A 22,575-nucleotide genomic window follows, 5' to 3' on the forward strand; every position below is an offset into this window, starting at 1 on the left:
CTTTTTGAGAAAAGGCGGCACCCTGAAACGTTTATCTTTCAAGAAGGCGCAGCGCCCTGCGTGTTCACCTGCAGGGTAAACAGCGCATCGCCCGCGCACATGAACAGCATGTCACGCTTGGGGCCGCCGAATGTCAGGTTCGACACCCCGCGTGGCAGGCGGATGCGCCCGATCATGCGGCCCTGCGGGTTATAGACCACAACCCCGCACAGCCCCAGCGGGCCACCCGCCCCGCACCACAGGTTGCCAAACACGTCCACGCGCATGCCATCGGCAATCAACTGGTGGCCATTCAGCATCATGTCGGCAAAGGGGCGCAGGTTGCGCAGTTCACTGCCCACCACGTCGCCTGCGTGGATGTGCAGGTCGCCGCCATGGCCGTCCTGCCCCGGTCCCGGCCCTGCGGAAATGACGTAAACGATCTTTCCATCCGGTGAGAACGCAATCCCGTTTGGGTCCGCCAACTGCTTCTGGGTCAGGATGGCGCGCACCTCACCCGTGGCGGGATCAACGCGAAATACATGGTCCTCCTGCCGCCTGTGGCCGCCGAACTGGGTCACCACCTCGCCATCCAGTGCCCAGCGTTCCACGCCGTTGCGGTTGGCGGGGCCGCCGGGGGCATCGGGGTGGCCTTCGACAATCGTGTCGCCATAACCGGGATCGGTGAACCAGATGCTGCCATCGGGGTGGACCGCCAGGTCGTTGGGGGAGTTCAGGGGCGCGCCGCCATAGCTGTCGGCCAGCACGCGGCATGAGCCGTCATGTTCCCGGCGCACCACGCGGCGTAGCCCGTGCTCGCAACTGACCAGTCGGCCTTCATTGTCGAATATGTTGCCGTTGCTGTTGTAGGAATAGGGCTGGAAGATCGAGATCGCGCCATTTTCCCACAGATAGCGGTACTGGACGGCGCGGATCGTGTCACTCAGCAGCAGGAAACGGCCCTCGCTGTTCCACGCAGGCCCTTCCAGCCAGCCACCACCGCGCCATGCCAGTCTGATATTGGCATTGGCGTAAGCCAGGTTGCCGAAGCCGGGGTCAAGCACCAGGATGTCCGGGTCCGGTAGCGGGCTGATCGGGGCATCCGGCCCCCATTGCCGGGGCGGGCTGGAAATGACGGTTGCGGGCTGGGCCAGACCATCGACCGCCGCCGCGCGGGTTGTCGTGGCCCACAACCCGCCTGCCGCCAGTCCCCCCGCAAGCAGGCTGCGGCGGGAAACGGCGGGCGGGCGGGTGGCTGGCGGCATGGGGTATTTTCTCCGGTCCGGGCTGGGGATGCATGACAGGCCCCGGATGGTGCCGGGGCCGCATGGACTCAGTTCTCGATGTTCTGCAGCACTTCGAATCCCTCGAATACCGGCGGCCCGGCCATCAGCGGCTTGCGGTTGCCCGCATGGGCGTGGGCGGCGCGGAACTGTTCGGACTGGGTCCAGCCCAGGAAGGCTTCATAGGATTCCCATACGGTATGGGACGCATACAGGATATACTCCTCATGCTGCGGCCCCTTGAGGAACTGGAAGCTGACAAAACCGGGCACGGTGCGCAGGTGCACCTCGCGTCCCAGCCAGCGTTCACGGAATTCCTGCTCGTTTTCAGGCGGGATACGGAAACGGTTCATGGCGATGTACATGGGATCGATTCTCCTGTTGGGGTGCATGCGGCTAGCGGCCGCCGGACACCGTCATCACGCTTCCCGTCATATAGGATGAGGCGGGCGAAAGGAGAAACGCCACCGCCTGCGCAATTTCGTCCACATGGCCCACGCGGCCCATGGGTACCACGGTTTCGGCCAGTTTCGCGGTTTCTGGCGGGACCATGTCGGTCGCGGTCAGGCCGGGGGCGACGGCGTTGACGCGTATGCCTTCACGCGCGACCTCATTGGCAAGGCCGCGGGTAAAGGTTTCGATCGCCGCCTTGGTCGCGGCATAGGGCACAAGCCCCGGCAGGCCGCCCAGACGGGCCGCGACGGAGGACAGGTTCACGATCGCGCCGCCGCTGCCGCCATGGCGGGTGGACATGCGGCGCACCGCCTCGCCCGCCGCCAGCATGGGGGCGCGGATGTTGATGTTGAACAGGGTATCGAGGGTCTGGGCCGTCTGTTCGTCAATCCGCACCCTGGTGCCGGTAATGCCGGCATTGTTGACCAGACCCGTCAGCGTGCCCAGTTCGGCCGCGCGGTCGAACAGGGTGCGGATTTCATCGGGTTGCGCCATGTCGGCCCGGATGGCCAGCGCCCGGCCGCCCGCCTGCGTAATGGCATGGGCCAGTTCCTCGGCCGGGGCGGCGGTGCTGGCGTAATTGATGGCAACGCCATGGCCGCGCCGCGCAAGCAGGGTGCTTATGGCGTGGCCAATGCCCCGGCTGCCTCCCGTCACGATCACGACGCCGGGCGCCTGCGTCGGGGGGGTGGGGGGATTGCTGTTCATGGGCCTGTCCTGCCTGCTGTGTCGTACCGGATGGACTGATCATAGACCCCCCCGTCCGCCTGCAAACAGGAAACAGTCCTGCCCGCAGGCACGGGGCGTATATCAGCCATCCAGTCGCGACAGGTGGGGCAGCAGGTCCGCCAGTGCCTTGATCGTCGCGTTGTGGGACTGACCCGTTTCATCAGCGAAGCGGGTGATGACGGGTGCGGGGAACAGTTTGCGCACCGTCTCCTCATCGGCCGGTTCGCTGCCGGTGTGGTTTTCCCATGCGTTCAGGCGGGCTTCCAGCCCGGCATGGCGGGCGCGTTCATGCACCTCGCGCCGGCCCGGGCTGCCGGCATCGCCCATATAGGCAATGACGGCACTCATCAGGCCGGAGGTATCGTTGCGCGCGCCTGTCAGCGTATCGGCAACCTTGTTCGCGGCATTCCCGATCCTGTCCGTGATGGTGGTCATTATGCGTGCTCCTTCGGTTCCGTGTTCAGGTATGCGGGGGCAACGTGACGGGAACGGGGTTCGTGGCATCACGGATTTATGAAGGATGCGGCGCATTTCCGGCGGAACCCCTGCCGTGGTGGTGCGTGCCCCGCGCGGGATGGCTGCGCTGCGGGGATGTGACTTGACTCGGCAGGCAAACTGCAATGCGCTGGGATGATATAACAAAACCCTCCCTAACCTTACCAAGGAGAGCAGGATGCACCGCATGCCCGCCGTCCGGCGTTATGGAGCGCATGGCCTGACCTGGACCGCCCCTTTTGTCATTCTCCTGCTGCTGGGCCTGCCCGCGCATGCCGGCGAGCGGGAAGACCAGACCAGGGCATGCAAGGAGGATGTCTTCCGGCTGTGCTTTCTCGATATTCCCAATGAACGGCTGATGTCGGCCTGTCTGGAAAGCAAGCGGGACCGGCTTTCCCCCCGATGCCGCGCGATGTTCGAGGATGACGCACCGCCCCCCGCCACGCCCCCCGCGCGGGTTGGGGAGCAGCCTGCGCCTTCACCCCCCGCCACCATGCATTGAGGGCCGGTTGCGGACGCCACCTTTTTGAAAAGGGACGGCAGCGTAACCTTTCATCGGGATTGCATCGGATGAATTCAGCCGACGACCGCTTCGCAACGGCCATCGGCAGTCCGGCTGCGGTCGCCATTTGACGGCAGGGGGTTTGTGTCCCACACAGGGGCATCCGTCCCCGTCCGCAAGCCGCACCGGAAAAAGCATCCATGTCCCAGAGTGCCCCGACCATCATGTGGTTTCGTGATGACCTGCGCCTGGCGGATAATCCGGCCCTGTCCGATGCGGCCGCATCGGGACCGGTCATATGCCTGTATGTGCATGATCCCGCCCTTGCACCGGGCAGCGCCGCGCGGTGGTGGCTTCATGGTGCCCTGACCGCGCTGGAGGATGACCTGCGCGCACGCGGTGGCCGGTTGTGCATCATGGCGGGGCCGGCATGGCAGTGCGTGCTGCGGCTGGCCCGTCAGGCCGGGGCGGGAGCGGTTGTGTGGAACCGCCGCTACGGTGGGGCAGCCCGGCAGGTGGATGCACGGATCAAGCTGGCGCTGAAGGACATGGGCGTGCAGGCCCGCAGCCATCGGGGCAACATGCTGCATGAACCATGGCAGGTGCGGACCCGGCAGGGCGCGCCGTTTCGGGTCTATACCCCCTGGTGGCGGGCGGTCCGCGCCACGGGCGCCCCGCTGCCGCCCCTGCCGGTGCCGGCCGCGCTGGGTTTTGCCGCCCTTCCTCCCGCCGTGGAGGACGGTCTGGTCAGCCTGTCCGCGCTGGAGCTGCAACCCACCCGCCCGGACTGGGCGCAGGGATTGCGTGACACATGGCAACCTGGTGAGCAGGCGGCGCATGCACGACTGGCCACCTTCATGGCGACACGCCTGCCGGGATATGCCCGGCTGCGTGACCTGCCTGCCCGGCCCGCCACATCGGGGCTGTCGCCCTGTCTGCGTTTTGGCCATATTTCCCCCCGGCAGATCTGGCATGCGGTGGAAGCGCAGGGAGACGTGGACGCGGACGGGATGTGTTTTCTCAGTGAGGTGGGGTGGCGGGATTTCGCGCATGCCACCCTGTTCGACTGTCCCGACATGGCAACGCGCAGCCTGCGGCCCGAATATGACCGCATGCCCTGGCGCACCGACCCGGCCGGGCTGCGGGCATGGCAGCAGGGGCGGACGGGCTACCCCATTGTCGATGCGGGAATGCGTGAGCTATGGCACACGGGCTGGATGCATAACCGGGTGCGGATGATCGTCGCCTCTTTCCTGACCAAGCACCTTCTGCTTGACTGGCGCGCGGGCGAGCGGTGGTTTGCCGATACGCTGGTCGATGCCGACGGGGCCAGCAATCCGTTCAACTGGCAATGGGTTGCCGGATGTGGACTGGATGCCGCGCCCTATTTCCGTATATTCAACCCGGTCCTGCAGGGGGAGAAATTTGATCCCGAGGGTGATTACGTGCGCCGCTGGGTGCCGGAAATTGCCCATCTGGCGGGCAGGGCGGTCCATACGCCCTGGAAGTTTCCCCACGTCCATCGGGGTTATCCCGCCCCCGTGGTGGATCTGGCAGATGGGCGCGCACGCGCCCTGGCGGCATGGAAAACACTGTAAGGATTATGTTTTCTCTATTCCATACCGGCTATGTCCTGTTTTGTGAATTTATGGATACCTGAAATACCCAGAGTAAAATGGTAATAAAAATACATGAATTTGAATTAAAAAATCTGGGCATAAAATTTAATTCCGGAATTTTGACATTTTTTCTTGTGTTTCCCTAATAAAATATATTGTGTCTATACCGTTTTTTGAAAACCCGCGTGATCAGGACCAGATTTCCCACATGGAAGACACGCATATCGAATCAGAGGGCATCATTTCATGGGCAGGCAATATGGTTCGGCAGCAGCGGTTTCGTATGAGGAGGGATGCCTGTCCTTTACCGCCGGCCATTTTGATGTGGATATGATACGGCAGGCCATCATCCAGTATCGCCGGTCCGGTTTCCATCATGATCCCCTGCGCCTGCAACCGCTTGTTGTCCGGGCCGGGGCATGGCTGAGCCTGCGCCTGCATGAACTGCATGAATGGAACCAGGGATTCTTCAGCCTTGATGGCGGCACGGTTGTCATCCATCCCACCGCATCCGATACAGTGACCATGCTGCCGGTTGATATCCGCAACCAGGGCGGGAGCCTGGTCTTCAGCGCGGCGGAGAATCTGTCCGGGACCCTGCTGGTCAACCTGAGCCGCCCCAGGCAGGCCCATGCGCCCGTGCAGCTTGTCTTTCAGGGCTGTGCGTTACAGTTTGCCCATTACGATCCCATGACGGATATGACCCTGGTGGGCCTGGTGCCGGAATATGAACTGCCCCATGGATGGGTGGCGGTCAGGCTGGACGGCAATCCGTGGCGGATTGACAGGGCCGTGCAGGTTCCGGGGCTGGACAGGCCGGTCCTGCGCCGGGAATGGCAGGCGGATGAACGTGAGACCGTTACGCTCAGCCTTCCCGGCTGAACGGGCGTTCACGGATATGTCACGAAAAAGGGAGGACTCTGCGCGCGCAGAGCCTGAATGCCAAAGGACCAACAGACTTATCCACAGGTATCCACACCGGATTCAGGCTTGCGACTCTGGTCTGGTGTTGCGGTAAAGAGACAATAAATGGCTATTTCCCGCCATCAGAAGGATTCTCTTGGCCGCCTGTGCGCTTCGGCCTGTGCTGTTATCGACTGGACTCGGGTTGAGTCCAGAAAAAAAATCCACACCTGACCGGTCTGTTCATTTTTCCGCTCCCTATCCCCTGGCCGTGCGGGCCTGCTGGGCAGGCGGCCCCTGGCCGGCCTCATGCGCATCCTCGAACTGCAGCAGGATTTCCGGTGGCAGGTTTTCATTGCTCACCATGGTGAACCGCTCCCGTAATGACCGGCGTACCCATGATTCGAATGGTGAAAGGATGGAACGGCATACGGAATGCCGCAGGATGTCGGTTGATGTTGACATGGCGGGTTCCCTGCCTGCGTGGGCCGTCGGATGGAGAACGGTCGGGATGGCCTGACAGTTTCCATCCCGGTCCGCATGCTGCCGTGGCCGCCATGGAAGCCCCCGGGCGGGTCAGGCGGCGATGGAATCCAGCAGGGGAATGCCGGTTGCCTGCGCCATGTGCTGGCAATATGCCCGGACCCGTTCCGGCCAGTCCAGACCGGCCACGATGGTCAGGCTGCGCAGGTGGGCAAACAGGTGAATGTCATCGCGCGACAGGGTGCCGTTTACCGCATCGGGCCGCTGGATCAGCCCCGCCAGACGGGCCAGTCCCGCATTGGTACTGGCGCACAGGGCCGGTGTGTCGGCCAGGCTTTCACCAAAGGGGCCGATCATGTCTTCCTTGTTGCGGATGAAATACAGCCGTGCCGCCGTGGTGGCGAATTCCGGCAGGGGGGCTGCCGCGAAACGGGGCAGCATGAGGTGGATGCCGGCGCGCTGTTCATCCTTCAGCCACTGGCTGATCGCGGGCCGGGTCGGCCCGGTCAGCACGGGCCTGCCATCCATCGTGTCGATATGGGCGACAATATCCATGCTTTCCCCCATGAAGCGGCCGTCCTGCTCCAGGATGGGCACCAGCTTGCGCCCGACCATGCGGGTAGGAGTCTCCACATCATCATTGAGCAGCACGACATCCGTAACCGGCACATGCTTGAGGCCAAAGATCATGCGTGCCTTCACGCAGAAGGGACAGTGGTCGTAAATATAGAGTTTCATCCAGACCTCCAGGAACGGAACAGGGCCGCGATCTTGCGATGGGTCCTGCTACGGGCGCAGCGCATGGACGGATCGGATCGCGGCGGGAATCCAGCCAATAAGGGTAACCTGCGGCACAAGGCAGACAAGCCCCGCCAAGGGGGCGATGGTGAAGAACTGCAGCCGGGGCAGACGCGGTGCGAGGATAAGCCGCGTATCGGGTCTCCCGGTAATCCCGCCCGCCCCCATATCCTGACGGGGACTGGCCGCCAGCACAGCCGGATCTTTATCTGCCGCCCGAAGGGATGGTGGCGGGGATGCGTACGCCCTTTCTTTTGGCGGGTGATCACGATAGAAAACGCAGGATGGAAAACGCGTCGGATACACAATCGGCACCCGGCGGCGGGCGCCGGAATTTCCTCGGGCTTGTCACCGCCGCCACGGCTGCCGCCGGTGCGGGGGCCTGCCTGTGGCCGTTCCTGCAAAGTCTTGCCCCGCGTGACAGCGCGGCAGCGCATCTGCCGGTAGACGTGGATGTCTCGGCCCTGCCGCCGGGGCAGCAGATTGTCGTGACATGGCAGGGCAAGCCGGTTTTCATTACCCACCGCACGCCCGAATCCCTTGCGGCCCTGCAGGATGCCGCCCTGACCAGCCGCCTGCGTGATGGCCAGTCACAAGACCAGCAGCAGCCCCCCTATGCCGCGAACTGGCATCGTTCGATCGAACCGCGTTATGGCGTGGTGGTGGGGGTATGCACGCATCTGGGTTGCGTGCCGGCTTACCGCCCCCTACCCGAAGGGCAGGCCGACGGCCGGTGGCCGGGTGGTTATGCCTGTCCCTGCCATGGCTCCAAATTCGATCTGGCAGGCCGGGTATTCCGCGGCGCGCCCGCGCCCTACAACCTGCCGGTGCCGCCGTACAGCATGCCGTCGCCCACTCTCATCCGGCTGGGTGAGAACCCGGCCGGGCAGGTATTTGATTTTTCGACCATCCGCCAGCTCTGATACGCGGCCTAGCGGACGGGCTTGAGATGCAGGTCCATGGTGTAGATCGCAACCGGAAGCTGCACGCGTGAAATGCCGTCGGGCTGGAACGTTGCGGTCCGGTTGAGCTGCACGGCCGGAATCCACAACACGCCATGGCTGTCGATCCACATGGCATCGGCCCAGACCAGCCGCCTGTCCCGTACCAGCGTGCTGGCCCTGCCCTGTGGCGTGATGCGCAGGATACGCAGTCGGTCCACATCCGATACATACAGGTTGCCATCACCATCAATGGCGGTCCCGCCAGTGCTGGGGGTATTGTAGAATTGGGTAACGGCATGCGCGAGACCGGCTGCCGGCAGGACCGGGTTTTCAAGCGCCGCCGTGGGGGCTGACCACATCGGGCCGGAACTGGGCTGGAAATACAGTGTCCGCCCGTCTGGCGAGACCTCGAGCTGGTCGGCATGGATGCGCGCGGGCTGGCCATGCACGGTCAGCAGCCTGCCTTCGGCATGCATCGGGCGTTTATCGGTGGTGGAACGGTCATGCGCCAGCACCCGGCGCTGTGCCCCGGTGGACAGGTTGACCACCACCAGCGCGGGATCACCCGCATCGGTTACGAAAATCGTGTCATTGTGGAAGCGGATGTCATCCATGTAGCTGTGCGGCGTACTGGCCGCGCGCAGCGAGAGGGCATGGACGACCTGCCCGGTCGTGATGTCAAAGGCCAGCAGGCGGGCCGGTGCGCCATTGGCGGGGTTGGGCGGGCCACCCACATTCGCATCGCCCGAATCCACCACCCACAGCAGCCCGTCCGGCCCGATGCGGATGGCGTTGACCCGGACAAAGGGCTGGAGCATGCCCCTTGTCCCGTCAGGGTGGTTCCAGCGCGCATCGGGGAAGGCGTGGGGCTGGCCGTCGGCATCGATCTCGGCCACGGTGGGACCACCGCTGCCGCCTCCGCCCCAGTAGGGGAAGGAGACGAACCGCTGCCCGTCATCCGCAACGGCCACGGCGTTGAGGATACGCTCCGATGTCCACGCCACATGCAGTGCCGGCGTGGGGCGCGCCATGCCGGGATGCAGCGGCATGATACAGGCCAGAAGCCCCGCCGCTGCAAGCGCGGCGCGACACTGGCCCCGGCGGAAGCGTGGGCTTGGCATGGCCTTACCCTAACACTGCTCCCGTCCCCGTGGCATCACGGGTGCGTGTGGAACATCCGCCGGGCCGGTGCGCGGGTGTCAGGCCGCGGGGGCAGGGGCCGCCGCCAGCTGCCCCAGGGCCGCGCGCAGCTTGCTTTCATTTTCGGGGGAGAGAGAGGTCTGCAGCACGCGGGCATGGCCCTTGAACTGCGACAGGTCGGCCAGCACCTTGTCCGGCTGTGACTTGCGCACCAGCACGAACAGCGCGGACGAATTGGCGGGGATGGTGGCACCAAGCGATTTGATGAAATTGTCATCAATCCCGTAATCGGACATCTTGCCCGCGATGGCGCCAGCCCCCGCGCCCACGATGCTGCCCGCCACGAAACCGGCCAGCGGGTTCAGGCACAGAAGCCCCACCAGCGCGCCCCAGAACCCGCCGGAAAACAGGCCGTAGGAAGCGCCGATCTTCTCCAGGTTCACGCTCTGCTGCAGGTGCAGCTTGCCTGCCGCGTCCCGGACCACGACAACCGCGTCTTCCAGATCCAGCAGGTATTCCTTTTCCAGTTTCTTGCATTCGGTCAGCGCGGCCGTGGCTTCGGCCGGACTGTCAAAACCGACAACGATCAGATCGGACATGGAGCACTCCATTTGATAGGGCCGCCACCATTGTGGCAGCGGCATAAGGTTATCGTGATATTACATGCAGGAACGCCTTATTCCGTGGTGGTTTTTGAACATGGTTGCCCCCGATGGGGTGCAGGTCTTGATCATTTCGCGCCCCGTGCGGGATGGGGCCTGCCCTGATGCCGGGCGGCGGGCAGGGGAATGAACCCGCATGCCAGCCATGTGTTATCTGCCACAGGGCGACATGCCATGCCCGCGTGACCGAAGGGAAAGGAAACCCGATGCCCCGTTCCATGAATAAGGATGATCGCCCCGATGATGGCGGCGCAGGCAGGCACGGCGCCGCCCGCAGGCTGGCCGAGGCCGGGCTGCGGGCCGAACGCGCGGGGGATCAGGCCCGTGCCGATGAACTGTTTGACGAAGCCGGGCGTACCGACCCCGAAGCACTGGAAAACGTACTGCGGGAAAATCCCGTTCCCCGCCGCCGTGTGTCGGGGCAGGGCTTCGGCGATGACGCGGGCGTTGCGCGCCTGAGCCGCACGGTGGAACCGCATGGCGATTCGCCGTCCCGTGCCGGTATTACGCAGGCAGGCAGTGGCGCGGATTCCAGGCAGCGGTAAAACTGCCATTATCAGGAAAGCGTTCTTGGCACGGCTTCTTGCAAAAAGCCTCGCGCGATGCCGCCTTTTGAAAAGGCGGTATCCTGCAGTTTGATGTGTCCATCAAAAAGGCTGTTTGGGGTGCCGCTAGAGCGACGGCCCCCACATGCCCGCCACGAACACGATTGCCCCAAGGGCAAGCATGGCGATATGGAACATCACCTGTCCCGGCATGTAGTCCGGCGTGATGTTCAGCCCGTAGATGAACTGCACCACCACCAGCGTCAGCCCGATCACACACAGGCCGATACGCACGGGGCTGACCGTGACGGGCCATATCTGGTTTCTGCGGTTCATGTACTGCATGCCTCCGGGCTTTGCTGGCAGCATGCCACAAAACCCGGCGGGGCAGAAGCCGCGACTTTCCTGTCAGGATTTGCCCGTGCCGCGGCGCATGCTATGCGCAGCTATGGGCCGTCCCCGCCACGGCCACGGTGAACTGACAGGAAAACCATGCGTCTTGACCGTTGCGCCCCCACCGGCATGCTTGCTGTCTGTGCCATGATGGCCATGCCGGCCGCCGCCCACGCGCATCCCCACCACCATGGGGCGGCCCGCACGGCGGTGCGCCATGCCGCCGCGCCGGACGTGCCGGCAGGCCCACCCTTGCCCGACGGCCAGGTTTTCCTGCCGCCCCCGCCGGGGCCGGACACCGCGCAGCGCGCGGCCGATGCCTCCATTTATGCCGCCACCCGCGCGCTGGAGGGTACGCCGCGATGGAAGCTGGCGCAGGCCGATAACCGCGATACGCCAGCGCATATGGTCTCGGCCTTTTCCTGCGCGGCGGGTTTTACCCTGCCGCCCGAACGGCTGCCGGAACTGGTGGGCCTGTTCGCGCGCATCGAGCGCCGGCTGGACCCTGCCGTGCATGCGCAGAAAACATTGTGGAACCGCCCCCGCCCGTTTACCGAGGCCGAACTGCCATTATGCATACCCCTGCGTGACAGCCTGCGACGGGACCCGTCCTACCCCTCGCTCCATGCCACGCTGGGCTGGGTGGCGGGGCTGATCCTGTCCGATATCCTGCCCGAGCGGACGGCATGGATCATGCAGCGCGCGCGCGTATTTGGTGAAAGCCGGGTGGTATGCGGCGTGCAGTGGCAGAGTGATGTCACGGCGGGCTGGCTCAATGGCGGCGTGCTGTATTCCGCCATGGAACAGGATGAAGGCTTCCGGCAGGAAATGGATACGGCCCGGGCGGAAGTGACGGCCCTGCGCACCACCATGGCCGCCCCGCCCGCCGCCGAATGCGCGGTGGAGGCGGATGCCGCCGCCCATCCACCGCAGTAATGTATAAATAATAAAAGTTCTTTGGTGCTGTATTTCTTCAAAAAGGCGGCATTCTTCAAAGCTTTTTGAAAAAAGCGTCACCAAGAACTTCTTTACGTTTTACATCCTGCACGGATCAGGACAGGAACCCGATCCGCCGGTTGCCATCCCGCCCCGCCGTCTCCGCCCGCAGGCGTTCCAGCAGTTCGTCCGGCATGGGGTCTTCATCCAGCAGGCGCGCCCGGCGCAGCACCAGCGCGAAATCCGATGGTACCAGGGTACGGACGTGGCGCAGCCCGGCGGGGGGCGCCTTGCCAAAGAAGCTGTGGAACGCATGGGCCGCCTGCTGCTCGGTCAGGTAGCCAAAGCGCGCACGGAACAGGAAGCGTCGCATGCTGGCGGGGTCCAGTTTTTCCACCAGGTTGGTGGTGCAGGCAAAGGGCAGCGGATGCTGTTCCATCCATGTCAGCATTTCGTTGACCTGACTGATCTCCCATGAGCGTTCGGCCGCCCTGCGGTCACCCAGCAGGCTGTCGGCTTCGTCAATGATCAGGAAGGCACCACTGTCGCAGGCTTCGGCAAAGGCGGCCGCGATCTGCTGCTCGCTCTGGCCCACATACTTGTCCAGCAGGTCGGAGGCACGTTTCTGCAGTACCGGCATGTCCATCCGGGCCGCCAGATGGCGGGCATAGGCACTTTTGCCCGAACCCGGTGGCCCGGACAGCAGCAGGGATACCGCGCGCGGCGCGCCGGGGCGGGCCAGGCGCGTGGTCAGCGCATTGAGGTCACAATCCGCGTTGATCAGTGTCGAATCGTAATCCGTCACGTCCGGCTGCGCGGGCATGGGCATCTGCCCGCCCGCGGCGGCGCGCGCGATGCCGGTTGCGATCATGCTGGCCATGGCCGAATCCCCGCCCGCCAGATGGGTGGAACGCAGCGCGTTGCGGAAGATGGCGGGGGCCGCGGGAATGGCACGGGCCAGATCGGCCGCGTCGGTTGCGGCCAGGGCTACTTTTTCCTCGCGCGCCATGTCCTGCCACAGGCGGGTGCGCACCCCTATGCCGGGCTGGCGGACCTCGATGCACAGCGCCATGCGCCGCGCGATGGCGGGGCCAAGCGTGTCCAGGTCATTCGCCGTCCAGATGACCGGCGTGCCGCCCTGTTCGAGCAGGCGGTGGAAGAACACGCGGCTGTAGGACTGCGGCGGGTCGAACAGGCTGGCGGTAAACAGGTCTTCCGCCTCATCGAACAGCAGGATGGAATCCGTGTTGCGCAAAAGCCGCGTGCTGCACCGCAGGTCGGCCAGGCGTTCATGGCGCGAGGGCTCGTCCCCCGCGCTGTCGGCCTCGCCCACGGGGTAAAGGGTCGCACCGATATGACGGGCCAGTGTTGCCGCGAATTCGGTCTTGCCGGTACCCGGTGGCCCGTACAGCAGGATGTTGATGCCGGTGGCGTGCTGCGCGATGGCGGCCTTCACCAGTTTGGCCGCGATTTCGGCCTGCTGGCCCAGGTGGGCAAAGGCTTCCCATGGCAGCGTGGCATCGCGCGGCTGGCCCAGCAGCAGGGAGCGGATGTCCCCCACCACGTTCGCGCGCCGGTTCATGAGCGCCATGAGCCGGGGCAGCAGGGTGATGTCGCCATCCTCGTCCACGGTCATGAGCCCGCTCATGCGCAACTGGCCATCGGGGGCCAGTGCGGTGGCGATCGCCTCCTCCTCCTGTCCCAGAAGCAGGTGCAGCAGCGGAATGTCCTCGCACAGGAACGGCCCGCGCGAGCGGTTTTCGCACAGGTCGTCCCATAACTGTTCAAAATGGCCGTTCAGCCGGTAGCACATGGCAAGGCCCAGCACCTCGCTCGCAACCCTGCCCAGCCCGGTGGCCTGGGTCAGTTCCTCCAGCCACGTATCCACATAACCCCGGTCACTTGCGTGCTGGAGGCGTACTTCCTCCAGCGCGTGGCCAAGCCGCTTCCATTCCGTGGCGGTGGGCGGATTCTCGCCATCATGGCGGGGGCTGGCGGGCAGGTCCTTGTCGGGCAGGCCCAGATCGGGCTGCGCCTGCACCACGCAGCGCACCAAGGCACCCGCATCGCGTGACCCGCGATGGATCGAGCCATGCAGGATACACAGCATTTCCAGCAGCCGGCGTGTCTCACCGCGCACGCGCGGTGAGCGGGGCGGGGCCGTCCTGCGCCGGGGTGCCGGTCTTCTGCTTTTGGCTAGCGCCATATATCGGGTCTCCTGCTACTCCTGTGCAATATAGGGATTGCAGGCGCGGATGTCGCGTGGGGGAAGAGGAATATGTTGCCCTCCTCTCCCTTCAGTTACCGCCCGACAGGGCGAAGCCGGTTTCAACCTGGTCCAGCAGCGCATCGAGTTCCGTCCGCCGCAGGGGGTCGGTGCCGGTGGCCACATGGGCGCGGGCGCGCTTTTTCAGGCTGCCCGCCACGCGCGAACTGACCGGCCGGGCCGCCCCGTTGCGCAGCAGGTCTGCGATGCTGGCCCCCTGTTCATGGGCGGCCATAATGACCGAGAACGCCATGTGGTTGACAATGTTCTCGAACTCGAAGCGCCCGAAGCGGGACTGGCAGCGGCTTAGCTGTTCCAGTGCCGTGGCATAGCTTTCCACCGCGTTGAAGTGGCCTGCGGTGCGGAAATGCTGGGTATGGTAGCGCGATGCCTGGATATGTTCCTCCCGCGCCAGATCCCATTCGCCAATGGCCGCGCATTCCGTCTCGATCAGGCAGTGCAGCGCGCGGGCATTCAGGCAGGCCGCGACGAAATCGGTATGGGTAATGTCATTCCATGACAGGGGCTGCCCCGCGCGCCGCATGGCAAAGCGGAAGCCGCGATGCCCGTCAATGCCGTACACGATGGTGGTGTTGCCCCGGCATAGCGGGTCGGTACCGGTCACCATGATGTGGCCGCTATCGGCGCGGTGCATGTAGTGCTGCCATGTCATGACATCCAGCAGCGTCTCGTCATCCACCACCCGGTCGGTATGGCGGCGGACATGCTTCATGAAGCTGGTCGCCTGCAGGCCGGTTACGGCACGGGGCGAGAAATCGACCTGCCACCATATGCATGCCCGCAGCAGATGGAACGCAAGCGCATCACGCAGCTGCGCCAGCTCCACATTTTCCGTGGCAAGGCTGTCCATCTGCGCATCGCACAGGGCCTTTACGGTGCTGAAGCGATGGGCCAGCATGTCCAGCTGCCGCGCGACCGGCTGCCATGGGTCAAGATAGCTGACCAGGTTCTCGGGGCGCGAATGCTGCAGATGCCACGCAGCCGGGGCGGTACGGAGTTCACGCATCAGGCAGTCCTTGAAGTCTTGGTGGCCGGAAAGGCGGTGCGGGCTGAACGGCCGGCCAGAATAAGGGTGTGTCCCGCATTGATGGTTCCCCCGCATCATGGCTGTGGCCGGATGCGCGGGCTACGGCGTGGTCCCCTGCCGGGACAGCGCATGGCATACGCTGTCTGGGTTGCCGTATTGATGTATATTATGGGCATGTTATGTGATACTGCTAATTAATATCACATTAAATTCGCGACAGGATTTTACGCCTGTCCGCATTCCGTCCTGACATGCGCCACGGGGCCGTGCTGCCCTAACGCAGCATGGTGCCAACAAGTTCACGCGTGATGCGGGTGATATCCACCCCCGCCCGGCGTATGACCGAACGGCTGGTATGCTTGGCATCCACCAGGGTCACGCGGCCCGCGGCGGACAGGGTATGCAGCCCGTCGGTCGCGGGGCGCCAGGCGGCGGGCGCATGCAGGGCGCGCAGTGGGTGGGCCGCGAATTCCCGTGTGGTCAGGGTGGTGATGGCCAGCGGCGTTATGGCCCCGCCATAGGTCCGTGCGCAGTCCTGCGTGGGCAGGATGATGGTGCCATCCTCCATGACCACCGGCGTGCCGCCGGGGCGTGCGCTGTGTATGTCGCGGCGCACGGGGTTGGCGGGGTGCGGGTGCCACGGGCCGGTCAGGCTGTCGGCCCATGCCACATGCAGGGTATCGACGCGGGGTCGTTCGTGTTCATGCCATGGGGTATGGAACAGCCACCACCGTCCATCATGGAACAGGGGGGAGGCATCGATCATGGGGCCGGGAAAGGCGCAGCCTTTTACTTCTTCCCATCGATAGGGGAAATCCGTTGCGCGGTACAGGCGCTGCCGGCCGCTGCCGCCTGATTCCGGCATCATGAGGAAGGAGCCGTCCCGCTCACGCAGGATGACGGGATAGGACAGGTGCCACGGTTCCACCAGTACGGGGGCATGGGCCAGCAGGCGCAGTGCGTGGTCAAGGATGAACACGTCGATCCGCCCCACCCGCACGCGGTAGTCATAGGCTTCGGCAAACAGGTACAGCCGGTTCTCGTGCCAGATGCCAAACGGGTCGGCAATGAAGCGGAAGGGCCCCGGGTCCGGCAGCCATGTGACCGGCAGCCCCGCAAGCTGGCCCGCGCGCAGCACATCGGGCAGCGGGCGGTCTATGATGCCCGTCTGCCATATGTCGGTCCGGCCCAGTCCCATGCGTGCTGTCCCTTGTCATCCCGGTCGTGGCGGATTTGCAAACAGGCATGCGCTGCAATATGCCAGATGTCATCTGTACCAGATGGACATGGAAGGGGAATAGCAAGCATGGGCAGGACGGAACAACCCCGCCGCCGGACCATTCGGGACGTAAGCAAGGGGGGCGTGCCCGGCGTGTGGCTGACAGCCTACACCGCCCCCCTGGCCCACAGGCTGGACGCGCATGTGGATGTGATTCTGGTGGGGGATTCGCTGGGCATGGTGGTGTATGGCATGTCCGACACGCTTGGCGTGAGCCTGGACATGATGATCGCCCATGGCGCGGCCGTGGTCCGGGCATCGCGTCAGGCGCTGGTGGTGGTGGACATGCCCTTTGGTTCCTATCAGGAATCGCCCGCCCTGGCGTTCCGCAATGCCGCCCGCGTCATGGCGGAAACGGGTTGTGGCGCGGTCAAGCTGGAAGGCGGGGCCGAAATGGCGGAGACCGTCGGCTTCCTTGTCCAGCGTGGCATTCCGGTGTGCGGGCATGTCGGCCTCATGCCGCAGGCGGTCAAGGCCACGGGCGGGTTCCGCACGCAGGGGCGTGATGCGGAACAGGCGCGCAAGGTCCATGCCGATGCCCACGCCATTGCCGCCGCCGGTGCCTTTGCCGTGGTGCTGGAGGGCACGGTGGAGCCCCTGTCGCGTGAGATCGCGGCCAGCGTGCCGGTGCCCGTCATCGGCATAGGCGCTTCCCCCGCCTGCGACGGGCAGGTGCTGGTGGTGGATGACATGCTGGGCATGTTCGGCACCGCCATCCCACGTTTCGTGCGCCGCTATGCCGATATGGGCGACGTGATTGATGATGCGGTGGCCCGGTACGCGCAGGATGTGCGCAGCCGCGCCTTTCCGGGGCCGGAAGAATGTTTTGGCGTGCGCCGCCAGGTCACGCCGGGATGAGGCGTGCCCCCGCGCCCGTGCCCGCTCCACCCCCCGTCGGGATGCTGGAGATCGTGGCCTTTGGCGCGGGTGACATGGGGTTCAACATCATCTGGGGGCTGATGCTCAGCTACCTGGCGTATTTCTATACTGAAATCTGCCTGTTCCCCGTGCAGATGGTCGGCTTCATGCTCATGGCCGCGCGCGCGGCCAGCCTGGTCACCGACCCGGCGGTGGGGCTGTGGATCGACCGCAGGCCGGCGGGCCGGCAGGCCCTGCCGCTGCTGCGCGCGGGGATTGCGCCGTTCATGGTGCTGGTGGTGCTGACCTTCGTGCCGCTACCGCGCGGGTGGTCCATGCTGGCGCGGGGCATCGGCGCCAGCATCGGCTATATGGGGCTGTGCGTGGCCTATGGCGTGGTCAATACCGCCTATGGCGTCATGACCAGCCTGATCACCGCGGCACCCGATATGCGCCTGCGCCTTGCGACCAGCCGCATGGTCGGGGCCACTCTGGGCGGGTTTGCCATCAGTATCGTCACCCTGCCTGCGGTGGACTGGCTGGGTCACGGCAGCCGGCAGGTGGGTTTTGCCCTGTTCATGGCGGGGGTGGCCTGCGTGGTGGGCGGGCTTCTGTGGCTGTCGGCGCGGTTCTGCCATGAGCGCGTGCAGGCCCATGCCGGGGAAAAGCCGGTCCGTGCCCCCGTGCGCGCGCTGGTCGGGATGCTGGCCGCCAACCGGGGGTGGCGGCGGCTGACCGGCGCCATGCTGCTGACCATGCTGGGCAGCACCTTCCTGTTCGGGGCACTGGTCTATGACGTGCGTTATGTGATGGGTGCGAAGGATTACATGGCGGGCTGGCTGCTGGGCATGATCAGCCTGATGGTGCTGGCGGGGTGCTGCGTGTCCCTGCCGCTGGCGATCAGATGGGGAACGGCGCGTGTCATGCGCGGCGGTACGGTGGCGGCGGGGGCGGTGCTGCTGGTGGCGTACGGCCTGCCTGCGGGGCCGGGCGCGACGGGGGGGCTGCTGGCGCTGTTCGGGCTGTGTGTGGGGATATGCAACCCGGTCTGCTTCACCCTGCTGGCGCATTGTCTGGACCACGGTGGGGCCGGGGCGGGTGGCCTGCGGACGGTGGGGCTGGCCTGGGCGCTCAATTCCACCGCATCGAAAATGGCGTTTGACATTGGCGGTAGCCTGCTGGCCGGGCTGCTGGCGGCCTGTGGCCTTGCGGGCGGGAGCAGCGTGCAGTCCGCGCATGCGCAGGCGGGAATCCATGCCGGCTTCCTGCTGGTGCCTGCCGTGCTGTACCTGCTGGCGGGTGGCGTGGTCCTGCGCGGCCTGGGCGTTCAGAAGCCGGCGGCCGCCGTAAGCGGCACGGCCAGCCCGCCGCCTGCGTAATATTGTGGCCCGCCAGCGGCGGCAGGCGTGGGCGTTGCCACGCCGGAGTGGTAACGCTGATTGGTTATATTATTGAAATTCATCCGGAATTCAGGATGTGAGAGAAAGGCATGGTTATCCATCCGCCAACCGATGGCAAGATTGCCCATGGCGTGCCGGTACTCATCCGGCACATAGGGTGCCCAGTGGGGCCAGGGCTTCATCCCGATTTCAACGTCCACCCTGCCCTGAGGTCTGGCCCCCGCCATGAAGGGTGGCGTGAATCCGGGTCTGGATCTCACTGTTGGTGAAACCGTAGCTGAACAGCGTCCGGTTTCCGCCCTGCCGGTCGGGTGGCGTAGTGTCGGCCCCGCGGGTGGCGGCAGGGTTCCCCCGTGCCCGGCAGCGTGCCCACGGCCACGCCCGGTGCCAGACGGCACGAAAGCGGGCATGCGGCACGGGCGTTCCTGCAAAAATCTTTTTATTTCATTATTATGTACCAGCGCTGGCGGGTATGACATCGCCTTGAACAAATGCGGGACCGATATAGTATACTCACGTGGCGTATCGTAAGCCCTGATATCGGGCATATCCCGTATAAATGTACGGACAGGTGGAAAGGTTTGCGGGTGGGACAGGAATCGGCACATATCGTAAGCAGTTACGAGCAGGAACTCGAGCAGCTGCGCTCCATGATGGCGCGCATGGGCGGGCTGGTGGAACGGCAGACCTCGCAGGCTGTCGCTGCCATTGCCGATATGGATGAAAATGCCGCCGGCATTGCCTCCGACCTCGACCCGCAGGTCGATACGCTGGAGCGTGATGTGGAGGCGATGGTCATCCGCATCCTCGCCCTGCGCTCACCCGTGGCGGGAGACCTGCGCGAGGTCGTCTCGGCCCTCAAGATCACGGGGGACATGGAGCGCATCGGGGATTGCGCGGCCTCCATCGCCCGGCGTTCCCTGCGTGTGGAGCTGGTGAACTCACGCGTGTCGCTCAGTGGCCTGCGCGGCATGGGGCGGCTGGTGCAGGACAACCTGCGCCGCGCGATCGATGCGCTCAGCCAGCGCAACCCCGACCTTGCGCGTGAGGTCTGGCAGTCCGATACGGCGGTGGATGAACTTTATAACGCCATGTTCCGTGAACTGGTCACCTATATGATGGAAGACCCGCGCAACATCGGCGCATGCACCCACCTGCTGTTCATTGCCAAGAACCTGGAACGCATTGGTGACCACGCCACCAATATTGCCGAACGCGTGTATTATACCGCAACCGGCGAGATCCTGCCGGTGGTGCGCCCGCGCGGCAGCTTTTCGGGGCAGGGGAGCTAGGTGCCGTGAACCCACAGGTTGACCGGCCGCTCCGCATCCTTGTGGCCGAGGATGATGCCGCCCTGTCCGTTATGCTGTCCTACAATCTTGAAGCGGCGGGCCATGCCGTCATGCCCGTGGATAACGGGCTGGATGCCCTGCGTGAGGTCACGGAATGGAAGCCCGACCTCGTGCTGCTGGACTGGATGATGCCGGGCCTGTCCGGGGTGGACCTGTGCCGCAGGCTGCGCATGGCCACGGCCACGCGCTACCTGCCGGTCATCATGCTGACCGCACGCGGGGAGGAACGTGATTCCATCCACGCGCTGGATACCGGGGCGGATGACTACCTGGTCAAGCCCTGCGGGATGGATGTGCTGCATGCGCGCGTGCGCGCGGTCATGCGCCGGTGTGCCGGGCGGGGGGCCACGGCGGCGGCGGAGCAGAATGACGATGTACTGGGCTTTGCCGACATAACGGTGGACCATGGTGGCCGGCGGGTCACGCGCGGCGGTAGCGCCATTGCCCTTGGCCCCACCGAATACCGGATCCTGCTGCACCTGCTGCGCAACCCGCGCCGGGTGTTTTCCCGCGCGGAAATACTGGCCGCCGCATGGGATGACCGTATCCATGTGGAAGAACGCACGGTGGACGTGCATATCCGCCGGCTGCGTCTGGCGCTGAACGCAGGCGGCGGTGTCGACCTGATCCGCACCGTGCGCTCCAGCGGCTACATGCTGGATGACGGCAGGGTGGATTAGGGAGTGTCGTCAGCGGTCCCGACAGGTGGGGAACCCGGTATCGGTGTTCCGCCCAGCAGGGCCGCAAGGTTCCTTCTGCCCTGATGAAGGCAGAGCGCCCCCGGACCCTGGTCCTTTGGCCTGATGTTGTGAACGCGCAATGATTCCAATATGGTCATGGTTCATGGCATCAAGGAATCGTGAATGGTGGACTGCCCTGCCCCCGGCATGACGGACCCGGAGCATCCGGCCGGATGGATGACCGTCCGGTACAGGCTGGCGGCATGCGTTGCCTTTTCATCGCGCCTGTCAGGTTCACGGGCACGGCGCCCGTCAGGACTGGTAATGGCCTGTCTTGCCACGCTGATGGTCGGGGCGCATCCCGTGGTGACGGCCGCTGCCACGCCGGAACCCGCACTGGCTGTCATGGCGCAGGGACAGGCCAATGGACAAAGCTATACCCGCGCGGCCCTGCTGGCCCTGGCACAGCGGCGGACAGTCACGCTGGCGGTGGACCCTGAACATATAGGCCCGCAGGTTGACGCCGTGCCGCTTGCCGCCGTGATGGGTTCCGGTGCAATGCCGGATGCGCTGCGTCTGGGGGCATCGGACGGTTTTGTGGCGGAACTGCCCGTGAGTACGCTCACCACGGCCGCAGGCTACGGCGTGCGGCCATGGATCGCCATCGAAGATCCGGCCCGGCCATGGCGTTCACCACAGGGCGAGGATCTCGGGCCGTTCGTGCTGGTCTGGGTGGGCGCGAATGCGGGGCGTATCGGGCAGGAACAGTGGGTTGACCGGCTGGTTTCGGTACAGGGGGAGACCGCGCCCGTGGCCCGCTGGCCCGGACTGGGGCTGCCTGCGGCAGTGCCCCGGAGCGATCCCGCATGGCGGGGGCAGGCCCTGTTCCTGAGTAACTGCATGCCCTGCCACCGGCTTAATGGAAATGGGATGGGGGACAAGGGACCTGATCTGGGGCAACCGGTCAATGCCGTGCGCTATCTGACCCCGGCCGGTTTCCATGCGCTGGTGCGCAACCCGCGTGCGGTCCGGCACTGGGATGGCGCGCGGATGGAAGGATTTCCCCCCGCAGTACTGAGCGATGCGGATATCGATGCCATCCATGCCTATCTTGCCCGGCTGGATACCGGGGCAACCCTGCGCCAGGGCAAGCCCCGGGAATAAAAGTTTTTGGGTGCCGCCTTTTTTCAAAAAGGCGGCATTCTTCAAAGCTTTTTGAAAAAAGCTTCACCAAAAACGTTCTTATGATGACTGGGTGTTATCCGGATGCCCGTAACGCCTTCTGGCTGCCTTACGATACGCCGGGACCCGCTCCGTTCAGGCGCGCCTGGCGGCTGTAGCGTTTCATGGCCCGGTCGCGCCGCAGTGGCGAGAGGCGGCGTGTCCAGAAAATGCCGTTGATCTGGTCAATCTCATGCTGCAGGCAGGCTGCCAGCAGTCCTTTGGCTTCTTCTTCCACCACCAGGCCATCCAGCCCGGTGTAGCGCACCCGCACGCGCGCGGGGCGGGTCACGGGGGCATGGATGCCGGGCATGGACACGCTGCCTTCTTCCGCCGTGGCGGTTGCGGTGTCCTGCCAGATGATTTCGGGGTTGGCACGGGCCTGCGGGCCATTGCCACCGGGCAGGTCGATCACCACCAGCCGCAGCAGCATGCCCACATGGCATGCCGTGATCCCTATGCCCGGTGCGGCATGCATGGTCTCCAGCAGGTCACGCGCCAGTTCTGTGGTCCGGGCGCTGGTGGCGTCAACCGGGGCCGCCGCCTGCTGCAGGCAGGCATGCGGGAAGCGGATGATGGGCAGGATGGCCATGGTGTGGGGTCCTGC

At 65.0% G+C, this 22,575-nt stretch carries 25 protein-coding genes; 11 read left to right on the forward strand and 14 right to left on the reverse strand.

The features are described from left to right. Window positions 1–38 precede the first annotated feature (38 nt). The 4 genes from CFR78_RS11135 to CFR78_RS11150 all read right to left on the reverse strand — a co-directional run bounded on the left by CFR78_RS11135 (window position 39) and on the right by CFR78_RS11150 (window position 2,879). On the reverse strand, window positions 39–1,244 hold the full coding sequence (locus CFR78_RS11135; protein ID WP_034931038.1) for an SMP-30/gluconolactonase/LRE family protein: 1,206 nt from the start codon (window positions 1,242–1,244) through the stop codon (window positions 39–41). A gap of 68 nt (window positions 1,245–1,312) precedes the next feature. After that, on the reverse strand, window positions 1,313–1,627 hold the full coding sequence (locus CFR78_RS11140) for an antibiotic biosynthesis monooxygenase family protein (protein ID WP_007397455.1): 315 nt from the start codon (window positions 1,625–1,627) through the stop codon (window positions 1,313–1,315). Between the two features lie 31 nt (window positions 1,628–1,658). Beyond that, the gene (locus CFR78_RS11145) at window positions 1,659–2,423 is read right to left on the reverse strand and encodes an SDR family NAD(P)-dependent oxidoreductase (RefSeq protein WP_034931036.1); all 765 of its coding nucleotides are present in this window, start codon (window positions 2,421–2,423) and stop codon (window positions 1,659–1,661) included. A 102-nt stretch (window positions 2,424–2,525) separates the two neighbouring features. After that, window positions 2,526–2,879, reverse strand: coding sequence for a YidB family protein (locus CFR78_RS11150; RefSeq protein ID WP_007397458.1), 354 nt, complete (start codon window positions 2,877–2,879; stop codon window positions 2,526–2,528). A gap of 238 nt (window positions 2,880–3,117) precedes the next feature. Between CFR78_RS11150 and CFR78_RS11155 the strand changes: the two genes are divergently transcribed. The 3 genes from CFR78_RS11155 (at window position 3,118) to CFR78_RS11165 (ending at window position 5,942) form a co-directional block, all read left to right on the forward strand. Beyond that, on the forward strand, window positions 3,118–3,441 hold the full coding sequence (locus CFR78_RS11155; RefSeq protein WP_034931033.1) for a hypothetical protein: 324 nt from the start codon (window positions 3,118–3,120) through the stop codon (window positions 3,439–3,441). A gap of 200 nt (window positions 3,442–3,641) precedes the next feature. Next, the gene (locus CFR78_RS11160; RefSeq protein WP_034931030.1) at window positions 3,642–5,039 is read left to right on the forward strand and encodes a cryptochrome/photolyase family protein; all 1,398 of its coding nucleotides are present in this window, start codon (window positions 3,642–3,644) and stop codon (window positions 5,037–5,039) included. A 267-nt stretch (window positions 5,040–5,306) separates the two neighbouring features. Beyond that, window positions 5,307–5,942 carry a hypothetical protein gene (locus CFR78_RS11165; protein WP_034931027.1) on the forward strand — a complete coding sequence of 212 codons (636 nt, stop codon included), beginning with the start codon at window positions 5,307–5,309 and terminating at the stop codon, window positions 5,940–5,942. Window positions 5,943–6,221: 279 nt separating this feature from the next. Here CFR78_RS11165 and CFR78_RS16020 read toward each other — a convergent pair whose 3' ends face one another. The 3 genes from CFR78_RS16020 to CFR78_RS11175 form a co-directional block, all read right to left on the reverse strand. Further along, the gene (locus tag CFR78_RS16020) at window positions 6,222–6,428 is read right to left on the reverse strand and encodes a hypothetical protein (RefSeq protein WP_139064271.1); all 207 of its coding nucleotides are present in this window, start codon (window positions 6,426–6,428) and stop codon (window positions 6,222–6,224) included. Between the two features lie 111 nt (window positions 6,429–6,539). Beyond that, window positions 6,540–7,184: a glutaredoxin 2 gene (gene grxB / locus CFR78_RS11170; protein ID WP_034931025.1), complete on the reverse strand. Its 645-nt coding sequence runs from the start codon at window positions 7,182–7,184 to the stop codon at window positions 6,540–6,542. 48 nt (window positions 7,185–7,232) lie between these two features. After that, window positions 7,233–7,439 (reverse strand): hypothetical protein, encoded by a 207-nt coding sequence (locus CFR78_RS11175; RefSeq protein ID WP_371440442.1) that lies wholly within the window; start codon window positions 7,437–7,439, stop codon window positions 7,233–7,235. A gap of 89 nt (window positions 7,440–7,528) precedes the next feature. Here CFR78_RS11175 and petA point away from each other — a divergent pair, with 89 nt between their 5' ends. Continuing rightward, window positions 7,529–8,167 carry a ubiquinol-cytochrome c reductase iron-sulfur subunit gene (gene petA / locus CFR78_RS11180; RefSeq protein ID WP_034931079.1) on the forward strand — a complete coding sequence of 213 codons (639 nt, stop codon included), beginning with the start codon at window positions 7,529–7,531 and terminating at the stop codon, window positions 8,165–8,167. Window positions 8,168–8,175: 8 nt separating this feature from the next. Here petA and CFR78_RS11185 read toward each other — a convergent pair whose 3' ends face one another. Then, window positions 8,176–9,237 carry an L-dopachrome tautomerase-related protein gene (locus CFR78_RS11185; protein ID WP_110581130.1) on the reverse strand — a complete coding sequence of 354 codons (1,062 nt, stop codon included), beginning with the start codon at window positions 9,235–9,237 and terminating at the stop codon, window positions 8,176–8,178. Window positions 9,238–9,387: 150 nt separating this feature from the next. Continuing rightward, window positions 9,388–9,927: a DUF1269 domain-containing protein gene (locus CFR78_RS11190; protein WP_007397470.1), complete on the reverse strand. Its 540-nt coding sequence runs from the start codon at window positions 9,925–9,927 to the stop codon at window positions 9,388–9,390. A 269-nt stretch (window positions 9,928–10,196) separates the two neighbouring features. Between CFR78_RS11190 and CFR78_RS11195 the strand changes: the two genes are divergently transcribed. Further along, window positions 10,197–10,535: a hypothetical protein gene (locus CFR78_RS11195; RefSeq protein WP_034931077.1), complete on the forward strand. Its 339-nt coding sequence runs from the start codon at window positions 10,197–10,199 to the stop codon at window positions 10,533–10,535. 126 nt (window positions 10,536–10,661) lie between these two features. Here CFR78_RS11195 and CFR78_RS11200 read toward each other — a convergent pair whose 3' ends face one another. Beyond that, the gene (locus tag CFR78_RS11200; protein ID WP_007397474.1) at window positions 10,662–10,871 is read right to left on the reverse strand and encodes a hypothetical protein; all 210 of its coding nucleotides are present in this window, start codon (window positions 10,869–10,871) and stop codon (window positions 10,662–10,664) included. 156 nt (window positions 10,872–11,027) lie between these two features. Here CFR78_RS11200 and CFR78_RS11205 point away from each other — a divergent pair, with 156 nt between their 5' ends. Next, entirely contained in the window at window positions 11,028–11,864 is an 837-nt protein-coding gene (locus tag CFR78_RS11205) for an acid phosphatase (RefSeq protein WP_007397476.1), read from the forward strand. Between the two features lie 115 nt (window positions 11,865–11,979). Here the strand turns inward: CFR78_RS11205 and CFR78_RS11210 are convergent, their stop codons facing one another. From CFR78_RS11210 to CFR78_RS11220, 3 genes are all read right to left on the reverse strand, one after another. Further along, a complete protein-coding gene (locus CFR78_RS11210) occupies window positions 11,980–14,004 on the reverse strand; it encodes an AAA family ATPase (protein WP_034931018.1) in 2,025 nt (674 codons plus the stop codon). 157 nt (window positions 14,005–14,161) lie between these two features. After that, window positions 14,162–15,157, reverse strand: coding sequence for a hypothetical protein (locus tag CFR78_RS11215; protein ID WP_007397478.1), 996 nt, complete (start codon window positions 15,155–15,157; stop codon window positions 14,162–14,164). A 295-nt stretch (window positions 15,158–15,452) separates the two neighbouring features. After that, window positions 15,453–16,376: a glucosamine inositolphosphorylceramide transferase family protein gene (locus CFR78_RS11220; protein ID WP_034931016.1), complete on the reverse strand. Its 924-nt coding sequence runs from the start codon at window positions 16,374–16,376 to the stop codon at window positions 15,453–15,455. A gap of 108 nt (window positions 16,377–16,484) precedes the next feature. Between CFR78_RS11220 and panB the strand changes: the two genes are divergently transcribed. The 5 genes from panB (at window position 16,485) to CFR78_RS11250 (ending at window position 21,911) form a co-directional block, all read left to right on the forward strand. Beyond that, a complete protein-coding gene (gene panB / locus CFR78_RS11225) occupies window positions 16,485–17,315 on the forward strand; it encodes a 3-methyl-2-oxobutanoate hydroxymethyltransferase (protein ID WP_034931014.1) in 831 nt (276 codons plus the stop codon). Continuing rightward, window positions 17,312–18,694: an MFS transporter gene (locus CFR78_RS11230; protein ID WP_034931011.1), complete on the forward strand. Its 1,383-nt coding sequence runs from the start codon at window positions 17,312–17,314 to the stop codon at window positions 18,692–18,694. The genes panB and CFR78_RS11230 overlap by 4 nt, the downstream gene beginning before the upstream one ends. 608 nt (window positions 18,695–19,302) lie before the next feature. Then, window positions 19,303–20,007 (forward strand): phosphate signaling complex protein PhoU, encoded by a 705-nt coding sequence (gene phoU, locus CFR78_RS11240; RefSeq protein WP_007397484.1) that lies wholly within the window; start codon window positions 19,303–19,305, stop codon window positions 20,005–20,007. Window positions 20,008–20,012: 5 nt separating this feature from the next. After that, the gene (locus CFR78_RS11245) at window positions 20,013–20,747 is read left to right on the forward strand and encodes a response regulator (RefSeq protein ID WP_007397485.1); all 735 of its coding nucleotides are present in this window, start codon (window positions 20,013–20,015) and stop codon (window positions 20,745–20,747) included. Window positions 20,748–20,930: 183 nt separating this feature from the next. Then, complete coding sequence (locus CFR78_RS11250; RefSeq protein WP_240471402.1) at window positions 20,931–21,911, forward strand: cytochrome c; 981 nt, start codon at window positions 20,931–20,933, stop codon at window positions 21,909–21,911. Between the two features lie 127 nt (window positions 21,912–22,038). On the opposite strand, the gene CFR78_RS11255 is transcribed toward CFR78_RS11250, so the two are convergent. After that, window positions 22,039–22,560, reverse strand: coding sequence for a peptide deformylase (locus tag CFR78_RS11255; RefSeq protein ID WP_034931006.1), 522 nt, complete (start codon window positions 22,558–22,560; stop codon window positions 22,039–22,041). Window positions 22,561–22,575: the final 15 nt, after the last annotated feature.

It is taken from the genome of Komagataeibacter rhaeticus (assembly GCF_003207855.1).
Classification (GTDB): Bacteria; Pseudomonadota; Alphaproteobacteria; order Acetobacterales; family Acetobacteraceae; genus Komagataeibacter; species Komagataeibacter rhaeticus.